21 protein-coding genes and 3 tRNA genes are annotated in these 19,003 nt (G+C 39.7%); 6 read left to right on the top strand and 18 right to left on the bottom strand.

Annotated features, from left to right (window positions below):
- Positions 1 to 46 precede the first annotated feature (46 nt).
- The 11 genes from BA79_RS13775 to BA79_RS13725 form a co-directional block, all read right to left on the bottom strand.
- Positions 47 to 703, bottom strand: coding sequence for a hypothetical protein (locus tag BA79_RS13775; RefSeq protein WP_035703379.1), 657 nt, complete (start codon positions 701 to 703; stop codon positions 47 to 49).
- Positions 704 to 782: 79 nt separating this feature from the next.
- The gene (locus BA79_RS13770; RefSeq protein WP_008349089.1) at positions 783 to 1,064 is read right to left on the bottom strand and encodes a hypothetical protein; all 282 of its coding nucleotides are present in this window, start codon (positions 1,062 to 1,064) and stop codon (positions 783 to 785) included.
- Complete coding sequence (locus BA79_RS13765; protein WP_008349091.1) at positions 1,061 to 1,966, bottom strand: PqqD family protein; 906 nt, start codon at positions 1,964 to 1,966, stop codon at positions 1,061 to 1,063. Before BA79_RS13765 ends, BA79_RS13770 begins: the two co-directional genes overlap by 4 nt.
- Positions 1,950 to 3,416 carry a hypothetical protein gene (locus BA79_RS13760; RefSeq protein ID WP_035703377.1) on the bottom strand — a complete coding sequence of 489 codons (1,467 nt, stop codon included), beginning with the start codon at positions 3,414 to 3,416 and terminating at the stop codon, positions 1,950 to 1,952. The genes BA79_RS13765 and BA79_RS13760 overlap by 17 nt, the downstream gene beginning before the upstream one ends.
- On the bottom strand, positions 3,394 to 4,140 hold the full coding sequence (locus BA79_RS13755; RefSeq protein WP_008349096.1) for an ABC transporter ATP-binding protein: 747 nt from the start codon (positions 4,138 to 4,140) through the stop codon (positions 3,394 to 3,396). The genes BA79_RS13760 and BA79_RS13755 overlap by 23 nt, the downstream gene beginning before the upstream one ends.
- A gap of 115 nt (positions 4,141 to 4,255) precedes the next feature.
- Positions 4,256 to 4,468 (bottom strand): hypothetical protein, encoded by a 213-nt coding sequence (locus tag BA79_RS13750; RefSeq protein ID WP_003211695.1) that lies wholly within the window; start codon positions 4,466 to 4,468, stop codon positions 4,256 to 4,258.
- A 541-nt stretch (positions 4,469 to 5,009) separates the two neighbouring features.
- Positions 5,010 to 6,152 (bottom strand): FMNH2-dependent alkanesulfonate monooxygenase, encoded by a 1,143-nt coding sequence (ssuD, locus tag BA79_RS13745; protein WP_035703375.1) that lies wholly within the window; start codon positions 6,150 to 6,152, stop codon positions 5,010 to 5,012.
- A 14-nt stretch (positions 6,153 to 6,166) separates the two neighbouring features.
- Entirely contained in the window at positions 6,167 to 6,955 is a 789-nt protein-coding gene (locus tag BA79_RS13740; protein WP_224559741.1) for an ABC transporter permease, read from the bottom strand.
- A 44-nt stretch (positions 6,956 to 6,999) separates the two neighbouring features.
- The gene (locus BA79_RS13735; protein WP_035703372.1) at positions 7,000 to 7,989 is read right to left on the bottom strand and encodes an aliphatic sulfonate ABC transporter substrate-binding protein; all 990 of its coding nucleotides are present in this window, start codon (positions 7,987 to 7,989) and stop codon (positions 7,000 to 7,002) included.
- Positions 7,990 to 8,003: 14 nt separating this feature from the next.
- Complete coding sequence (locus BA79_RS13730) at positions 8,004 to 8,771, bottom strand: ABC transporter ATP-binding protein (protein ID WP_035703369.1); 768 nt, start codon at positions 8,769 to 8,771, stop codon at positions 8,004 to 8,006.
- Between the two features lie 162 nt (positions 8,772 to 8,933).
- On the bottom strand, positions 8,934 to 9,089 hold the full coding sequence (locus BA79_RS13725; protein WP_008349111.1) for an FbpB family small basic protein: 156 nt from the start codon (positions 9,087 to 9,089) through the stop codon (positions 8,934 to 8,936).
- Positions 9,090 to 9,354: 265 nt separating this feature from the next.
- On the opposite strand from BA79_RS13725, the gene BA79_RS13720 reads away from it, so the two are divergent.
- On the top strand, positions 9,355 to 10,647 hold the full coding sequence (locus BA79_RS13720) for a homocysteine synthase (RefSeq protein WP_008349114.1): 1,293 nt from the start codon (positions 9,355 to 9,357) through the stop codon (positions 10,645 to 10,647).
- Between the two features lie 42 nt (positions 10,648 to 10,689).
- On the opposite strand, the gene lepB is transcribed toward BA79_RS13720, so the two are convergent.
- Both lepB and ltaS read right to left on the bottom strand, forming a co-directional pair.
- Positions 10,690 to 11,256: a signal peptidase I gene (gene lepB, locus BA79_RS13715; protein ID WP_035703366.1), complete on the bottom strand. Its 567-nt coding sequence runs from the start codon at positions 11,254 to 11,256 to the stop codon at positions 10,690 to 10,692.
- A 156-nt stretch (positions 11,257 to 11,412) separates the two neighbouring features.
- Positions 11,413 to 13,356: a lipoteichoic acid synthase gene (gene ltaS, locus BA79_RS13710; protein ID WP_017360388.1), complete on the bottom strand. Its 1,944-nt coding sequence runs from the start codon at positions 13,354 to 13,356 to the stop codon at positions 11,413 to 11,415.
- 534 nt (positions 13,357 to 13,890) lie between these two features.
- On the opposite strand from ltaS, the gene BA79_RS13705 reads away from it, so the two are divergent.
- The 5 genes from BA79_RS13705 to BA79_RS13685 all read left to right on the top strand — a co-directional run bounded on the left by BA79_RS13705 (position 13,891) and on the right by BA79_RS13685 (position 16,686).
- Positions 13,891 to 14,694, top strand: a complete 804-nt coding sequence (locus BA79_RS13705; protein WP_035703364.1) for a DUF2262 domain-containing protein — start codon at positions 13,891 to 13,893, stop codon at positions 14,692 to 14,694.
- An 18-nt stretch (positions 14,695 to 14,712) separates the two neighbouring features.
- The gene (locus BA79_RS13700) at positions 14,713 to 15,402 is read left to right on the top strand and encodes a DUF1963 domain-containing protein (protein WP_035703361.1); all 690 of its coding nucleotides are present in this window, start codon (positions 14,713 to 14,715) and stop codon (positions 15,400 to 15,402) included.
- A 64-nt stretch (positions 15,403 to 15,466) separates the two neighbouring features.
- Positions 15,467 to 15,760 carry a hypothetical protein gene (locus BA79_RS13695; RefSeq protein ID WP_035703359.1) on the top strand — a complete coding sequence of 98 codons (294 nt, stop codon included), beginning with the start codon at positions 15,467 to 15,469 and terminating at the stop codon, positions 15,758 to 15,760.
- Positions 15,761 to 15,877: 117 nt separating this feature from the next.
- Entirely contained in the window at positions 15,878 to 16,069 is a 192-nt protein-coding gene (locus BA79_RS13690; protein WP_024719924.1) for a hypothetical protein, read from the top strand.
- A gap of 71 nt (positions 16,070 to 16,140) precedes the next feature.
- Positions 16,141 to 16,686 carry a histidine phosphatase family protein gene (locus tag BA79_RS13685; RefSeq protein ID WP_035703356.1) on the top strand — a complete coding sequence of 182 codons (546 nt, stop codon included), beginning with the start codon at positions 16,141 to 16,143 and terminating at the stop codon, positions 16,684 to 16,686.
- A 42-nt stretch (positions 16,687 to 16,728) separates the two neighbouring features.
- Here the strand turns inward: BA79_RS13685 and BA79_RS13680 are convergent, their stop codons facing one another.
- From BA79_RS13680 to BA79_RS13660, 5 genes are all read right to left on the bottom strand, one after another.
- Positions 16,729 to 17,433 carry a hypothetical protein gene (locus BA79_RS13680; RefSeq protein WP_035703354.1) on the bottom strand — a complete coding sequence of 235 codons (705 nt, stop codon included), beginning with the start codon at positions 17,431 to 17,433 and terminating at the stop codon, positions 16,729 to 16,731.
- A 119-nt stretch (positions 17,434 to 17,552) separates the two neighbouring features.
- Positions 17,553 to 18,347, bottom strand: a complete 795-nt coding sequence (locus BA79_RS13675) for a phosphotransferase (RefSeq protein ID WP_035703352.1) — start codon at positions 18,345 to 18,347, stop codon at positions 17,553 to 17,555.
- A gap of 324 nt (positions 18,348 to 18,671) precedes the next feature.
- Positions 18,672 to 18,753 (bottom strand) — tRNA-Leu (locus BA79_RS13670).
- Positions 18,754 to 18,790: 37 nt separating this feature from the next.
- Positions 18,791 to 18,879, bottom strand: a tRNA-Leu gene (locus BA79_RS13665).
- 14 nt (positions 18,880 to 18,893) lie between these two features.
- Positions 18,894 to 18,964: transfer RNA gene (locus BA79_RS13660), tRNA-Cys, on the bottom strand.
- Positions 18,965 to 19,003 lie beyond the last annotated feature (39 nt).

The following is a 19,003-nucleotide window of genomic DNA, read 5'->3' as shown; positions in this document are numbered from 1 at the left end:
GATTTTTCGTCAAAAAATTTCATATTCTCCATATATATTACGATAGTTATTTGTCTAGCTGGATATAAAATAAATAGGCATGTGACTTATTCTTCAGCGCTTGCTTAGGATTTTTCTCAATCACTTCAAGCATCGGTGAATTTCCGTCTTTCCCCATTGCCGCTGTATACGCAATCAGTGCCTTTCCTCCAGAAGTTACTTTGACCGTATCAGATTGTGCAGAAAAAACATAATCACTTACTTTGAATGGAAAGCTTGCTGTTGCTTTTGTCATTCCCTCATTCTTGTTATCTGACCACATACTAAATTGTGATTCATATGTATCTTTCTCATGCCTTAATTGTAAAAGTACATTCATCGTTTGGTCGGTACCATCCTGATGTAACGTAAAAGTCGAAGAAGATGCCTCCTTATTAACTAGCCGGCCATTTTTGTAGTGGCTCCCGATAAAAGTAATACTCTTATCATTCTTCGTTAATCCTTTAAGTGTAAGAGCTACTATTTCATTCGTCGTTGATGCCTCTAGTAAGTTTTTTTCTTTCTTTGTCAATTTCATTTTTTCAATAGTTACTTGGTTTTGAGAGTCAGACTCTGTTTCTATTTTAGAGACCGTTTTCTCTGTCGTTGTTGTTTCTGCAGCCTTCTCGCCGCATCCTGCTAATAGAAAAACAGTAAATAAAAGAATGCTCCATTTCTTAATCATTGATATCCCCTTTTATACATTTATTTTTTATTATACTAAAATTTGGTTTAATATACAAAAAAAGATTAGGAGAATTCTCCTAATCTTTCGCTTTTTTCTGTTTCATGGCTGATAGGAATGCCACAATGAGAAAACTGACAGCAAAAATGACAACCATATAAATAAAAAAGTTTGGTTTGATTTGGAACGTAAATGCAGACGAACCTTCCATTTCAAAAGCAAGACTGTTAAATAATAATTCATTATTTGTTTTTGATTGAAATAAGTGATAGAACAGAACACCAATGGTCAGCATCGGAAAACCTAAGAAACCTAGGAAACTACCAACAATTGCACCTTGTTTCATTGCCTGAACGTTCATGATCGTTGTCCTCCCATTCCACCAAGCAATAACTGCTTCATAATAGACTTACCATCCCCCATAAACGGAAGAAGGTAGAGCAATTGAATAAAATACGTGATTGAAAAAATGAAAAACCCTGTCGAAATTGGATTTTCTTTTAGAAATAAAACAGTCACAATGATTCCGGCTGCGCCAATGAGCCCCGGCAAAAGCGGACCAAGCAGTGTAATCCACACCTGTTTTTTCTGAAACGGATCTAAAACAGGCCTCACAAATTTCACAGACATCATATCGCTCGCAAAAAAGCCTTGAGGGCCATCCCGGCCGGCGAACTTCCGATGTGCATACCCATGCGCCGCCTCATGCAAGGCAGTTCCAGTAATTAATCCGAAATAAATAATCGTAAAATAAATGGCAATGGCTGCAATCGATGGATCAGGAATAAATAAAAAGGCGATTCCCGCCATGATCATAAAAAGCACCCAGAAAAAGATGATTTTGCGCGTCACCATCAGCAGAGCCGTACCCAATATGTGAAGAAATGAATGACCCGTGCAGTCAAACCGCTCTTTCATCTTTACTTGATACTGCTTAAAAAATTGACAGAAGGCTGTGACAGTCCGATATGGCGATTGATAATGAATCGACAGCAAGTGATGCTGATTCAGCCCCATCATCAATTGATAAAAATCGCGGGCAATCACAGACTCATCGACCTGAAACAAATCGGCGAGCTCTGCCGTAATACTCGCCTCTGTCCTTTGACCATCCACTTTCGTTAACATATGATATGCACTTTCGTTAATCGGAAGCGAACTTCCGTACTGCGTATCAGTCAAATGTCTTTTTTGTAAAGTCACATATGGCGCAAGTGCCGGCACCCGCTCAATCTTTAGCTTATTGTTAAGAAGTTGAATCATGTGAATACCTCCATGAAAAACCTTTATATATGGCAAAGATGAGCAGACATTCAAATCCTGCCACAAGCAGCCACTGAAGCATTTGACTCGATTCCACTATCACATAGTTTCCAATAAATACAATCGGAATCATGATTAAAATAAGCGCTCCAAACGAGAAAATGCCTGTGTATGGATTATTTCGATCAAGGGGCAATAAAATACCTACCACATAAAAGAGAGCCGTTGCATTACACAAGACAGCAGCGCCAATCAACACGATCCAGATCTGATCCGGGAGCGTCAGTGTTGTGATCATAAATAAAACAATTTGGATCACACCAACGAGCAAAAGCCCAAGGAACTTATAAAGAGCCACTTCCCACGGCCTTAGACCGAACGTTTTATACATCCCCAGCATTCGTTTATCATTGCCAAATGAATTAAAAGCTGTTAACCCAGCTAGCGCACATAAGACAAAAAAAGCTTCTCCTTCAAAGCGGAAGGCAAACTGATAACGGACAAATAAAATGACAATAAGGAGAATGAGAAAGTTTAAAATATTTTCTTCATTTCTCACTTGTGACTTTATTTCCTTTACAATGAGTGACCACTTTTTCGAAGATGAAAATGGCAGTTTGTGCAGAAAGGTTAACGCTTTTTTCTCAGCCATAATTGGCATTAAAGCAAGAGAAATAAATGCGCCTCCCGCAGATAATAAGATGAAGAGGATCAACATCGCATAATTCACCCCGTCAGGAGACATCCCTTGTGCCGCTAAGAAAAACGGTGCTGTAAAATACATCAAATGATAATCAAACTGTACATATGATTGCTGTATTTGATTAATGTCGAAATGTGTCATTCCATAGGCTACAACTAGCGCTAATAAAACAAATATCGCTGCAAATTTTTGCAACGGTAATTTTAATTTTAGTACGAGTAAATAAGTCACGTTGTAAATGAGCTGAAGCAGTGTTAAGACAAAGAGCGATTGCAACAGCACCATCAAAAAGAACGTAAGAATAAAGAAAATACCGATCCCTTGTGCAATAAAATTAGGTAAAAGCAAGATCCCGATGAAAAATAAAACAAGCCCTGTCACGACTGTCACCATCGGAATGAAGTAACCAAGACTTTTTTGAAAGGTAGACAGCGGAAACCAGCTGAGCTGCATAGAAAAACGATCTTGTTCAGGTGTTCTGACTTTGATCAGCACAAATAACAAGCTTGTAAAAATGGATGCATTGATTGCCATCGACACAACCAACAACCCAAGTGAACGTTCATCTCCATTTAAGAAAGCCTTCATAAAGACACCCGTAAAACTGTATCCGATGATGGCTCCCATTGTGACTGCAAACAAAAAGAATAAGACCACAATGATTCGCTTCGTTTGAGTATCAAAGAGCTTATACATCTCCTGCTGCCACATTTTAAGCATCATTTTAGAAATGATTAATGATTTCATCAAAATGTGCACCCCTATCACTTAACATTGAAGCTTTCAGAAACACCTGTTCCAATGTGCTTGATTGATACTTTTCTTTTAAGGCTGAAACCGTCCCTTCATCCATTTTATTTCCTTTAGAAATAATGGCGATCTTGTGGCACAGCTCTTCCGCTGAAAGCATATCATGCGTTGAAAGCAAGATTGCACCATGGTGCTCGGCATAACGTTTCATCAGTTTCTTTGTGTTTATAACCGCTTCAATATCAAGTCCTCTAAAGGGCTCATCCATGATCACTAATTGACTCTCAAGCATAAAGGCAGCAATCAGCTGTGTCTTTTTTTTCATTCCATGGGAATAGGTTTCAATCGGTCTTGATAAAGCTGATTCCATATCAAACAATTCAATTAGTTGATTTCTTCTTTGAATTGTTTTACATTCATACATAGAAGAAACAAAATCTAAATATTCAGCACCAGTCAATGCTTCAGGGAGCAGCAGATCATCTGGAACATAGGCGACTTGTTTTTTAAAGGATGGATCATCATTTGTGACATCCTTGATATGAATGGTTCCTTCTGTATGCTTAATGATGCCGAGTACACAGTTAATCATCGTTGTTTTACCAGATCCATTTGGTCCAGCCACAGCAACGATTTGATGAGGGGCAATTTTCAAATGAAAATCATTGACAGCAGTCACGTTATTTTTATACGTCTTGGTTAAATTCTCGATCGTAAACATATAACCTCCAAGTGTCTGCATATTCTTTAAAAACAGATCAGGCTAAACCGCCCGCCACAGACGGTTTAGCCCTGGTGTCTTATCTAAGAAGTAAAAAGATGAATCCTAAGTATAGCTACTTACATTCAATTTGGACTTTTAAGCCACTTTCCCACTGAACGGCTCCTGTAAAGCTACCCTTGCCGTTTGCTAAACACCAAACTGCTGCTCCTAGAACAACTGTTGCTCCCAATCCAAGAAGGACAGCAACAAATACTAAGAACCAAGCTTGGTCCATAATAGCAGGTTCCATAGTGGAATAGTCAACTTGCGGCGCTGCATAAGTCATACTTTTCACCTCCCAGCTTATGATGATCGTATCATAGGCGTCACACTCCAAACATCAACAGAAGATCCCATTTTTGACCGAACGTATTTTCGTGTAAAATGTGACTTTTTATTCAATTATTCATGTTCAACTGTATAAATTCTTCCTTTTTCACTATTTTTCACCACAACGTAAGAACCAACAAACCCATATAATGTCAATTAAACCATCTTTTTTCTGCCTTTTTTCAAATAGTTCATTTTCATCATCTCTTCTATTTAATCTTTCATTTTTTTGAGATAGAAAGAATTCCCCCGATATATCAGATATAAAAGTCCTAATTATATGTCGTTAACACATCAAATACGACATATTAACTGATAATTCCGACAAAAGAGTGAGCATATTTTCCTTCTTCTCTTGTCTCTTAAAATATGTATATACAAGAAAACCTGTTGGGAAAAAAGCCCTTGCCTTCTTCCACAGCACATATCATTTTACTTGCTTCTCTTTCTATAAAAAAAGCAAAGCAGCCCGACAAGTATGACTGCTTTGCTTTCATTTATGAGGAACTTGCAGCAGAGGCTGTATCAGGAAAGTAATTGTTCCCAATAATTTCACCAGCTGGAACGTGTGGTCCTGCATCACCATTTCTTTTAAATGGGAGAAGCGGGAAAACAAGTTCTGCAAAATAATAAGATTCTTCTAAGTGCGGATAACCAGAAAAGATAAATGTATCAATACCTAGAGACTGATATTCTATTATACGTTCTGCTACTGTATGCGGGTCCCCGACGAGCGCTGTTCCTGCCCCGCCTCTAACTAAGCCAATGCCTGCCCAAAGATTAGGGCTAATTTCAAGCTTCTCTTTATTCCCTTGATGTAATTCAACCATTCGTTTTTGCCCTACTGAGTCCATCCCTTGTAAAGTCTTTTGCGCCTCATCAATAGTCTCTTGATCTAAATGACGAATCAGATGTTCCGCTGCCTGCCAAGCTTCATCTTCCGTTTCTCTCACGATCACATGAAGTCGAATACCAAACCTCACCGTTCTTCCTTCCTTTTCAGCCTGCTTTTTCACTTGTACGATTTTCTCTTTTACTTGTGCAGGCGGCTCGCCCCAAGTTAAATAAACATCTGTATGTTTTGCAGCGGCTTGAATGCCTGCTTCTGATGATCCTCCAAAAAAAACGGGTGGATGTGGTGTTTGAGCTGGTGGAAATAGCAGACGTCCATTTTGTGCTTGCAGATGCTTCCCTTGAAACTGAACATTCTCTCCTTTCAATAACCGCTTCCAGATGGTCAAAAATTCTTCTGTTGCCTCATAGCGTTCATCATGAGAAATGAATAGCCCGTCTCCTTCAAGTTCTTCTTTACTTCCTCCCGCTACAACATTGATCAGCAGTCTCCCGCCTGAAAGCCGATCAAATGTGGAGGTCATTCTAGCAGCAACAGACGGCTGCATCAACCCTGGCCGAAGAGCCACAAGAAACTTTAAATGGGTTGTTTCTGCAGCTAAAGCGGCCGCTGTCAGCCATGGATCTTCACAAGATCTACCTGTAGGCAGCAAGACCCCTGTGTACCCAAGCTGATCGGCAGCTTGAGCTATTTGTTTAAAATACGGATAGTCTGCCTGTCTTGCCCCTTTCGATGATCCTAAATAACGCCCATCCCCATGCGTTGGAATAAACCATAGAATATTCATCATATCGCCTCCTATTATTTTTCACCTTGATAACTTGTGCGCCATTTGAGTAGTCGCTTTTCTAACAGCCGTACAAATGAATCAGTCATCTTACCAACTACCGCAAAGATGATAATCCCTACAAACACTTTATCCGTTTGCGAGAATTGTCTTGCATCCATAATCATGTAGCCGACTCCACTACTCGACCCCATCAATTCAGCCACCACTAAACCAAGCCAGGCAATGCCTAATGAAAGCCTCACGCCCAGAAGAATATGAGGAAGGGCAGCAGGTAAAATGAGCTTTGTGATATTTTGATACAGATTAAACTCTAAAGCGCGAGCCACATCGAACAGCTTGTTATCTACACTGCGAATTCCTAGAAAGGTATTGATATAGATCGGAAAAAAAGCCCCAAGTGCAATCAATAAAATTTTCGCTGATTCATCAAAACCAAACCAAAGAATAAATAAAGGAGTCACCGCTAAATGAGGAACTGTTCTCAGCATTTGCAAGGTCGGATCTACATACTGCTCGGTTTTCCTAGAAAAACCGACACACAGCCCCATCACAAGCCCTAAACCTCCCCCAAGTAAAAACCCGCATATTGCTCTGTAGAGACTGATGTAAAGATGGCCAAACAGCTCACCGGAACGAATCAACTCACGAAAAGATTCCGCAATGACAGTGGGTGCAGGTAGTACAGTAGAAGAAACGATTTGGGAAGCAGCAGCTCCCTGCCAAATCGCAATGAGTAAAGCAGGTAATACAAGTCCTTTTAACATGATGAAGGATGAAGCTTTTCTCCTTTTTTTCTTCATTCGCTCGGTTTTAGTCACAAGGGCTGGGTTAGATGCAGCTTTCATCAACTCTTCTCCTCTTTCAGCATTTTTTCAATAAACGAATTATCTACCACCTGATTGACATCAATCTTCCGCTGAATCGCCTTTGTTTGATATTGAAAATCAGCTGTATGCTGCTGGGCGTTTATGATTTTCTTAGAAATGGGCTCATTGAGCGGCTCTGTATTGTTTAATACTTGTGTCACCACCTTCTGATCTAATTGTTTCAAACGAGCATAAAGTGTAATGGCTTCCTGTTGATGATCTTTCTGCCATTTCACCGCTTTGTCATATACTTTTAAAAATTGCACCACTAGTTCAGGGTGTTCATCGGCAAACTTGGTTCTGACAAGTGTGAATCCAGGTGAATATAAATCGGTCGCTTCTCCATTAACCAGTAGCTTTGCTCCCTTTTCTATCGTTTCAAGTGATAAGAACGGCTCCCAGATCGACCAAGCATCAACTGACCCATTTTCAAACGCAGATATTGCCTCATCCGGCTGAAGCTGAATGATCTGGACATCCTTTGCAGATAAACCTGCCTGATCTAATACTTTGTATAAAAAGTCAAAACCACTGCTTCCTTTGGCAACGGCGATTTTTTTCCCTTTTAAATCTTCTACTTTTTGAATCTCACTGTTCTTATTCACTAAAATCCCATTCGCCTTTAACCCATCCTGAGATAAACCAATTTCCTTAAAATCAATACCTGCTGCCTGACCAGCTATAACAGGTGAATTACCAACCTGTGAAAAATCTAATTGATTGGCGGCGAGCCCTTCGAATTGGGGAGGACCACTTTGGAACTCCACCCACTTGACTTTCATACCTTCTTTTTCAAATGATTGCTCAAACCACCCTTTTTCCTTTGCTAAAAGAAGTGGGCTTAGACTTTGCTGAATCCCAATCCGAATCTCTTTCGGCTTGTCTTCTGATCCATTCGCTGCTTGACCACACCCAGCTAATACAAGGAGGATACCCAGAAAGAGAACGATCCTTTTTTGCCTTTTCATTCGATTTGACCTCCTTAAATTCCTGAGCCATTCGTCAGTAACAGCTCATCTGTTTTCTCAAATTCTGAAAGCACCTTTTGTCTTAAGCTCTGAAAAGCTGTTGACGTTCTATTCCGCGGGAATGGTAAGTTCACGGGAAGGATTTTATGAATTCGGCCGGGTCTTGCTTGTAACAGCACAATTTCATTGGCTAAATAAATGGATTCGTCAATATCATGAGTGACAAGCACCATCGTTGTTCTTTTCTCCTGCCAAATATCCAGCAGCACATCCTGTAAGTGTTTCCGTGTAAATGCATCTAGCGCACCAAAAGGTTCATCAAGCAATAAAATCTCCGGATCACGCAGGAGTGCTCTTGCAATAGCAACACGTTGTGACATCCCGCCTGAAAGCTCATGTGGATAGGCGTGTTCAAAACCTTTTAACCGAACAATTTCAATTAATTCATCCACTTTGCGGCGAACAGCTGCTTGTTTTAAATTGAAATTGGCAGCGATATTTTCTTCGACCGTTAACCATGGAAATAAGCGATGCTCTTGAAAAATAAAGCCCTGTTTCATTCCTGGTTCTGTCACACGCCTTTCTCCTATCACGATCTGCCCATCATAATCTGTATCAAGCCCTCCAATCATCTTCAGCAATGTACTTTTCCCGCAACCGCTCGGACCAATCACCGTCACGAATTCACCAGGAACGATGGTGAACCTTACGTTTTCAAGCACTTGAATGGTTTGTTTGTCTTTCCAAAAAGACTTATCCACAATATCAATGGAAATAGTCAATGCAAGTTCACTCCTCTTGTCATCAGATAGATACACAGAAAGGCCCTTATCCCAAAAGAGAGATAAGAGCCTTCGTTTTGTCCGATCAGCTTTTCATATTGAGTTGTTAGCACCATCCTAAATCATATTATTCCTATAAATCAACTATATTTTATAAAATGGTTATTTCGACCTTGTATGTTTTTCATCAATACGATCGTAAATGGCTTCTATTCGTTCTTGATTGCTGTAAATCTCATATTTGTTTCGCTCAATCAAAATGTCTAATGTGATATCCATATGTTTTCTGTATTTTTTTCGTTTTTTCTTTTTCTCCATCTTCAACTTCCCTCCCGATTAAAATAAAAAAAGGCCCTTCACTCATGTCTGAGTGAACGAGCCTTCGGTTGACCGATCAGCGATTCTTGTTGGTATTTTCAGTATGCTTATGTTAATACATACTATTCCGACATGTCAACTATATTTATTGTTTTTTCAGATTTATCTAAAAAATGATTGACCGGGCACTAAACAAGATTTATAGTCTTATTAAATATTTCTTATTAAAGTAGTTGGTTTTATCTAACAAAAGGAGGATACACACATGTCAGAAGAACTTCAATTTCGTTTAGAAACAAAAGCAATACACGCAGGTCAAGAACTGGATTCAGCTACCTATTCAAGAGCTGTACCTATTTACCAAACAAGCTCTTTCGGTTTTAGAGATAGTGAGCATGCGGCGAATTTATTTGGACTTCAGGAACCCGGTAATATTTATTCACGTATTATGAACCCGACAAATGATGTGTTTGAAAAACGGATCGCTGAGCTTGAAGGTGGAATTGGTGCACTTGCTGTCTCCTCAGGACAAGCAGCGACCACTTACTCCATTTTAAACATTGCAGGAGCTGGTGACGAAATCGTATCCTCCAGCAGTCTGTATGGCGGCACATATAATTTATTTGCTCATACATTAAAAAAGCTCGGAATTACAGTGAAATTTGTGGATTCCTCAAACCTTGAAGAACTTGAAGCAGCCATTACAGATAAAACAAAAGCAGTGTATGCAGAAAGCATCGGGAATCCAAAAGGCGACATTTTACATATTGAAGCCGTATCAGCCATTGCACACAAGCACCATATCCCTCTAATTGTGGATAACACACTTGCCAGCCCTTATTTGTTAAGACCGATTGAATTTGGCGCAGACATTGTTGTCCATTCAGCGACGAAATTTATCGGCGGCCATGGCACATCCATTGGCGGAGTCATCGTCGACAGCGGCAAGTTTCCTTGGAGTGATAGTGATAAGTTCAAAGGCCTGACGGAACCAGACCCTAGCTATCATGGTCTGACGTATACGGAAGCGATTGGCGAAGCAGCTTATATCACAAAAGCACGTGTACAGCTCTTACGTGATCTAGGGGCGGCTTTATCACCATTCAACTCATTTTTACTCTTGCAAGGCTTAGAAACTTTGCATCTTCGCCTTGAACGCCACAGTGAAAATGCATTGAAGACAGCTCAATTTTTACAAGATCATCCTCTTGTAGAATGGGTCAGCTATCCAGGTCTTGAAGGCCATGAATCCTTTGAGCTGGCTCAAACTTATTTACCAAAAGGACAAGGTGCCATCCTCACATTCGGCATTAAAGGTGGCAAAGACGCAGGAAAAAAACTCATTGATTCGGTTCAGCTTTTCTCACATCTTGCAAACGTAGGCGACTCTAAGTCACTCATCATCCACCCTGCCAGCACAACGCATCAGCAATTAAGTGAAGCAGAGCAAAAAGCCACAGGGGTGACACCAGAACTTATTCGTTTATCTGTTGGAACAGAAGCGATTGAAGATATTCTGGCAGATCTAGAACAGGCGATTTCAAAAAGCCAGTCTTAACCAAACAAAAAAAGCACACGCCTGTGTGCTTTTTCTTATTGATTAGTGATTGATTAACCGAATATCTTGGACGGGATAAAACACGAATGATGTTGTCCCTTGAATGTCACTCTTTGTAAAAAGACCTAAACCGTTGCGACTGTCCATTGACTTTTGGCGATTGTCACCCATGACAAAGTACTTTCCTTTAGGGACTGTAAGAGGACCAAAATCAGGTGTCAGCAAGGTGCCATCTGCGGCAGCTTTCTTTTTGTTTGATGTTAAATAAGGCTCCGCCACTTTTTGACCGTTCACATATAGCTGGTCATTTTTCATTTCGATTTTATCACCAGGTAAACCAATCAATCGTTTCACATAGTGAGTACTGCGGTCTTCCCCATCAAGAACAATGATCTGTCCGCGTTTATAATCGCCGAAGTAATCCACTGTTTTATTCACAAACACCCGCTCTGTATTATGCAGTGTCGGTTCCATAGAAGTCCCCTTTACAATATACGGTGCGAATAAAAAGTTACGAATGATAAAAACAGCAATAAATGCGATTAAGATGGCTTTGATCCAGCCCCATAATTCTGATTTCTTTTTTTGTGTTTTTGTATTTGTTGTCATAAGCTCCTCCTGAAATCCCCTAGGACAAAATGAGTTATCGCCAGCTGACCGCTAGCGCCACGCTTGTTTCTCCCTAAATATAAACATATTTTGCCAACAAATCAAGCTGTAAGAGAGAAAAAGGCAAGCACCTTTCTGTGCTTGCCCAAAACTCAGTTAGTTAGCAGAAGAATCCGCTTCTGTCTCTTTGTTTGTTTTACCATAGAAATAATCAGATGGATTCACTGGTTTAAAATCAGATAGCTTATGGAATCGAAGAAGATCCCTGTACAGCACTTTATCTGAAAGGCTTAACTGATTATCAACACGGGCTTTAATCGCTTCTGTCTTTTTGTTTTGTTTCACAACTTTACCCGTTTTTGTATCGTAGACGGTATTATCTACAAGGGTATATTTTGGTGTCACATAGTTTCCGTTACGGAATGCAACAGTTTGATCATGCTTTTTAGAAAATAGATCTGTCCCAAAATTCACAAACTCGTTTGAATCAATACCCTGCAAATGAAGAAGCGTCGGCATCACGTCTACTTCACCGCCATACGTATGATTCACGCCGCCTTGTTTACCAGGGATCCGAATCATGAGCGGTACACGCTGATTTTGTGCATTTTGATATGGCGTAATTTCTTTCCCTTGAATCTCACTCATTGCACGGTTATGGTTTTCAGAAATACCGTTATGGTCACCATATAATAGAATCACTGAGTCTTTATACAGACCTGATTTTTTCAAGTCCTTAAAGAATTGTTCTAATGACTCATCCAAGTATCTCGCTGTTTGGAAATAATTATCCACTGTTTTATCGCCAGTTGTTGCCTTAGCGATTGTCGCATCTTTCTCATCTAAATTAAATGGATAATGGTTGGTCAATGTCATTAAGTGTGCATAAAATGGCTTTTTCATTGATTCTAACATTGGGATTGATTCTTTAAAGAACGGTTTATCCTTCAGACCCATGTTTACAAGGTTTTCTTCATCCATGTTGTAATAAGATGCATCGAAGAATTGATCAATTCCCATATGTTTATAAATCGTATCACGGTTCCAGAAAGATTTATAATCCCCGTGAAGCACTGCACTCGTATAGCCTGCTTTTTGATCTAAGATGGCAGGAAGTGATTGGAAAGTATTTTCACCTTTTGTCACAAACGCTGCACCCTCTGGCAAGCCAAACATACTATTATCCATCATGAGCTCAGCATCAGAAGTCTTCCCTTGACCAGTCTGGTGGAAGAAGTTATCAAAATACGTAAAATCTTCTTTTCCATGAGCTAGTTTGTTTAAAAACGGCGTCACTTCTTCTCCATTTAACTTGTAGTCAATTAAAAATGACTGGAAGCTTTCTAAATGGATTTTGATGATGTTTTTCCCTTTAGCTTGACCAAAGTATTCTGCATTTGGTTTCGCATAATGAGAGGTTGTATAGTTCACGACATCCGTTAAATCATCACTACTCGCATTTGCTACCTGCGTTGCATTTTGTGCGGTTTGCACGCCGTCATAAATCGCATAGTTATAAACACCTAAATATTTCACAATATACTTATGATCAAATGTTCTCGTCAATAATTCTGGACGATCTTTTTCAGCTAAGTGTAGGTTAACGAAGAACAGTCCAACACCTGCAGCCACAATCAGCAGTGCGAAAGTTTTTTTCATTTGGAACTTCTTCACTTCTGGTCTCCAAATGACAATGGCAATTAAAATGATGATATCTAGGAAGTACAAAAGGTCATGCGGCTTAATACTTGCTAATACACCGCCAGTCATACCTCCCCCAAGATTACCGGCTTGTTTCATTGTCGGGAAGGTTAAAAAATCATCAAAGAAACGATAGTACGCTACATTCGCATATAAAAGTGCGGTCATAATAAAATCAATGACAATTAAAACAATGGCCGATTTACGCCCCTTCAAAAAGAGAGCAAGTCCTAAAAACACGATGGCTGAACTGAATGGATTTAATAAGAGAAGACCCTCTTGAAAAGATCCCTTCACTCCTAAATTAAAGTCCATTTTGTAGGCTGTGTACGATTTTGCCCAAAATAAAAGGACAGCCAAAACAAAAAAGCTATATTTGTTCGCAAATATTTTTTTCATAAAACCTCTTCTTTCTTATTTTCGATCTGATATAAATGAAATCATAAAAAATTTACATTGATTTTGCAAATGTAAATCTTCTGCACCAAGCATTCCGATGCTCTTTTCTCCGCAGGTTACATGTGCTCCTTTAATATAACGAATAAGAAGCATCATAAGTTTCAAAAAAAATACGAGTAAATAAAAGGAAAAATATCCATTTACATTAAATTTACTGCCACTTCATGTTTCAGAGAATGATGAAGGTTTTGTAAATCACTCAGTACTACTTTACTTTTTTCATCTAATCGTGTCAAAGTAATTATAAAGAAAAGGAAGAATCACCTAGGCTTTTCGACTCACTTAGCCAAATTTATACAAAATCCGAACCGATTTGCTTTTTTATTGTGACTCAACCTCCAGCAATCCATGTATCCTCTCTGTTGCCACAAACCTAAAAAACAGTTTTAAACAAAAAAAGCTTGATTTCCTCTGCCAATGTACGGTGTGATAAAGGTATAGCTCCATCAAATAAATCAAGCTGGGGGACATCCTATGAAATCAAACAAACAAATCAACATATTTGAACAAAGATTCTCAGAAGAAGTGATAGACATCATGGCTGTTACAGGACCTTCTGGAGTCGGCGCAGGAAAAGCGGGAAAAGAAACTCTTTGGACTGCTTCAATCCCACTCATTGCATGGAAGGAAAAAGACCGCATCATAACCGAAAAAGTGAGACTGTGCTGGTTAACAGATGAAAAGGGATTACGAGAAAAACAAGCGCAATTACATAAAGAATCTATCGTCACACTTCAAGTACGTAAAGGTGAAGGTGAATTTATGCTCGTTTCACTTGTTGATACAGATACTGAAGATAAGGAACTTCAAGAAATATTAGAAGAAGCTCAACAACCTATCTTTTACCACGATGACAAGCTGGGTACCTTTGAATTAGTGAAAGGACTAGACTTATTTGAAACAACCATCCAGTGGGGCAATGAGGAGTGCCTACTTTACTTCAATCTTGAAGAAGAGGAAGAAATGAATGACTCTCTGAAAACGGCTAGACAACTCGTAGAAGAGCAGACAACATGGGATGCCTCCATGAAGTCATATGCAGCAAATCAGCTGATTGAACTAGCAAAAGATTGGCAGGAACAAGACGACTCCGCTGAAAATTCAGAAGAGATCACACCGGATCAATTTATCAGCCGCATCTCTCTTGAAAGCCTCCATGCTTATCCAAATGGAGAATTCGAAGCCTACTATCATGACGGACATTTATTTTGGGGACATGTCATCATTGTCTCTGGCAATATGAATGGAAAGTTTCAAGATGCACACATTGCTGGCTAAAGAATGGAGGATAGATAAATGAAGATCAAAGCTTTTGACGAATTAAATCAACTAGGAAAAACACCTATTGTAGCCAAAATAGGCGGGTTTCGCCCTGATACATCTAAGTACAGCTGGTTTGCTGGTCATTTTTTCATCCAACGTGATAAAGGGTGGCCAGCAGATCAAGATGGAGCTATGATTCCCATTTTACAAATGTATTTACCCGAAGTACCAGGGGGAATGAACGGCTTTGATGAATGTAAGATGATTCAAATTTTCATCAACAAGAAAACCCTTCCGATCGATATCGCCAAAAACGGTGAGGGCTGGAAACTCATTGAATATTCATCAATGGAAGGATTAGAAATCGCTGAGACCCCTGAAGACGTGAAAGGAATGAAACCTTTCCAAATAGAGTGGCTCGAAGGGGAACAACCGGATTATCCATGCTGGGAGGAAGCTTGGTCATACGTTGACTTATCAGAGGTTAATGAAAGTGAAGAAGCGACAGATCATTTCTTCGAGCATTACTCAAACTACTCGTTCACAAAAATCGGTGGATACGGAGCTTACATCCAATCTCCTCCCCACCAAATGTCAGGAGAATTCATGCTGCAAATCGCCTCAGAGGAAAAACCTCGGTTCATGATTGGTGATAACGGCACGATGTATTTCTATTACGACAAAGACAATAAAGAATGGTTCATGCACTGGGATTGTTTTTAAAACCAATTGAAAGGAACCATTCCCCTTTCTAAACGTAATAAACGATATGAAGGGGGTCAGTGATATGGGATTCATTTTAGACATCTTCAATCTTGCTCTGTATATCCCTTTTTTACAGGTAGATGAAGATGATATATCACGGAATGCAGCACAGCTAAAAAAATACAGCTGGTTTCAAGCGTTATTAAGTGAACAAACGAGCAGAGAGCTGATCATTTATGATCAAGGAGTCCGCCGTGTAATTGGTCAATTTAAGACGAGTAAACTCCATAAGAAGACATACAACATCAGATGCGAACGAAAGGTACAACAAGCCATACACCGTGCCATGTCAAAACACGGAAAGATCCGCACTTAGCTGTGGCTCTTTCCGTACAAATGTAATAAATCCTTTTGAAGAAAACAATTGACGCTCGGACAACTCTCCCCGTATATTATGTATAAATCCATCTTTTTTTAGAAAAGGGGGCCTTACATGCGCTTGTTTAAGAACTGGAGAAAAAAGCAGCACAAACAGCCGATTACTTCAGATACGCAAGAAGACAGCATCCCAATTAATTTTTCCACCCTGCCCTTTGGCACAGACACCATAGATGATTTTTTGTTCAACTTAGACCTAACCTCAAAACTGATAGATCCATACAAAGAAGCAGACACGAACAAATAGAACCTAAACTTTCGTGAACCCTCATCCAATATTGGATGATTTTTTTATACTTAGAGGAAGGTGTCCCCCCTATGAAGACATATTATTTCGTCAGACACTGTCAAGCAGATGGACAATCCGAGGATGCGTCTTTAACGCCTCAAGGCATCACACAATCGCATAAACTCGCACAGCTTTTTTCCGGCATTCAGCTCAACCAGATCATCTCAAGTCCTTATAAACGAGCGATTCAAACCGCTGAGCCCCTTGCTCATGCCAAACAGATAAAGGTACAAATTGACAAACGTCTCTCTGAACGTAGGTTAAGCAGTCAACCAATGGAAGATTTGTATGAAAAACTAAAGCTCAGTTTTTCGGACATGCATATGACCTGTGAAGGCGGAGAGTCGAGCCAAGAAGCGATGAATCGTATTGTAGAGGCACTCTATGAACAAATAAAATTAGGAAGAGATCATACTTTATTCGCCACTCATGGCAATATTATGAGCCTGCTTCTAAAACACGCCGATCCCGCAATTGGATTCAAGGAGTGGGAACAACTAAGCAATCCAGATGTCTACATCCTGAAATATTTTAAAGCAGACCATGTAGAAATAGAAAGAATATGGCATAAATAAAAAAGGCAGGGTTGACCCCAGCCTTTTTCTTATGAAAAACAACTATTGATTATAGTAAAATGTCTGTACCCACTCATAGGGCTTCTTACGATCCGCACACCATTTCACAAAGCCTCTTGTCTCCGTCTGCTGAAATTCCTTCCAGTCCGATAAAAGCTGGTTATAGTAGACTGCTAGTTTTTCAACATTGCTTTGAACATTTTTATCTTCGATCAGTTTCATGACATCTTGAATCCCTTGAATTCGCTCATGATCTTTCTCATAGGTGCTTAAATAAAGATCTTCATGTATATGATGAAACGAATACCACAAAGCCGAGAAATAGGTTTCGCAAATTTGGACAATCACTCGCTGCTCTTTGCTGCCTCCCATCTCTAGTGCCTTCAATAAATAGGGCAGCCCTTCCCCCTGATGCACAAACAAGCCTTGCCATCGATACGGTCTGGCATCCATTGAATCAATATTTTCCCACTCTTGAAGAACAGGGCGGATCACCCCATGTACCAATGGATACACAAGCAAATGATGACCATCCTCAAAACGTTCAATGTAATCAAACAGCCAAACAACAAATGAACGACGTGCTGCAAATTCATTCTTATTCATCTCTTCAACAAAAGACTGAAGAACCTTTAACGCATCTTTACGCAGACCCTGTTCTTTCCTGACACAGTACTGTCTAAAAAGCGGATAATCATGTGATCGCTCATCTTCAATAATAGTCTGTAATATCGTCTTCGTTTGCAAGATAACAACTCCGCCTCTTTACATTCATTCTATTTATATATTATAACCAATTGTAACATCCACATGAAACTAGTAAAAAGATGAGTTGTCCTTTTTCTTTTATAAAACCCTTGGCATCCTCAAACCCATTCTTTTCTGTGTTCATGAATGAATTGTATGTCTTTTTGATAATGTTCAAAGTGCCCCTCATGAATCATTTTTTGAAAAGCTCTATCCCCTTCACTCGCTTTTCGCTTCATGTATTGACATAAACCTTCTAAACGCAGCAGCACCATATCCACATAATCTTCTGCTATGTCCTCACCATAAGCTTCAAAAAACAGTTTGACTCTATACTTTATATGGCCTGCATGTTCTAATGAATGATAATTTACGACCTCCCCTGTTTCAGTACGAAAAAGTCTACTGAGGGGCACACATGTATAAAGGGTATATGCAATATCCCAAAGCCTTGGGCCAGGAGCAGCTACATCAAAATCAATGATTCCCACTGGCTTTTTATTGTTGAAAATGATGTTGTACATCGCAAAATCATTATGGCACACAACCTCTATGTTATTAGGCGTATTGTCCATTCGTTCCCAATCGTCTGAAATGGGAAAATCACAAACAGCATCATGGTACAGTCTAAGCATTTTCGCTATTTCTTTTAAAGCATTGTGAGAGCACATGTATTCTTTTAAGGGATCATGACCGGCTACACCTTCAATGAAGGACAAGATCTCTCTACCTTTTTCATCAACCCCTAAAAACGTTGGAGCATAGGAGAAATTCTTTTTTTCTAAATGCTTTAGCAGCTTTTGTATATTCATATTGTCTGACTTTACCTCTCTGCGAACCGTATCTCCCGAACGATATACGTTCGAGACATTTCCACCTGTCAATAACTCTTCATGACCATTTTGTTTTTTCATAAATTCTCCCCCAAACTGGGTCACAATGATGATGCCAGCTAAAGATGTGTATGTACCCACAAATATTCATTTAGTTACACAAAGGTAATTCACTGTTTTATGTGAATGCGCTAATCCATTCTGTTTCCTTATATGGTTAAATGTATCGTACCAAATGTTGCAAATCATCTAAAGTTTATTCTGTTAAAAGTAGTACATGCTCATTCTGTTCTAATAGGATTCTATTTTCATCTAAATAACTCATTTAAACCACAAAAAAACGTTTCACCACGAGGGTGAAACGTTAGGTTCACGGTAAAAACCAATCATGAAACTTTTAATAGATACCGGTGGCCGGGGTCGAACCGGCACTCCGTGAGGAACACGATTTTGAGTCGTGCGCGTCTGCCAATTCCGCCACACCGGCATGATCATTAAAGAGCGCAACTTATCATAAAAAACAATGGTGCCGAGGGCCGGACTTGAACCGGCACGGTAGTCACCTACCGCAGGATTTTAAGTCCTGTGTGTCTGCCAATTCCACCACCCCGGCAGTCTTTTCAAAAAAGGCGACACCCGGATTTGAACCGGGGATAAAGGTTTTGCAGACCTCTGCCTTACCACTTGGCTATGCCGCCATAATTGGAGCGGAAGACGGGATTCGAACCCGCGACCCC

The sequence above is a fragment of the Bacillus altitudinis 41KF2b genome (assembly GCF_000691145.1).
Classification (GTDB): domain Bacteria; phylum Bacillota; class Bacilli; order Bacillales; family Bacillaceae; genus Bacillus; species Bacillus altitudinis.
The sequence above is the reverse complement of the archived record's forward strand: the minus strand, read 5'-3'. Positions and strand labels throughout refer to the sequence as shown.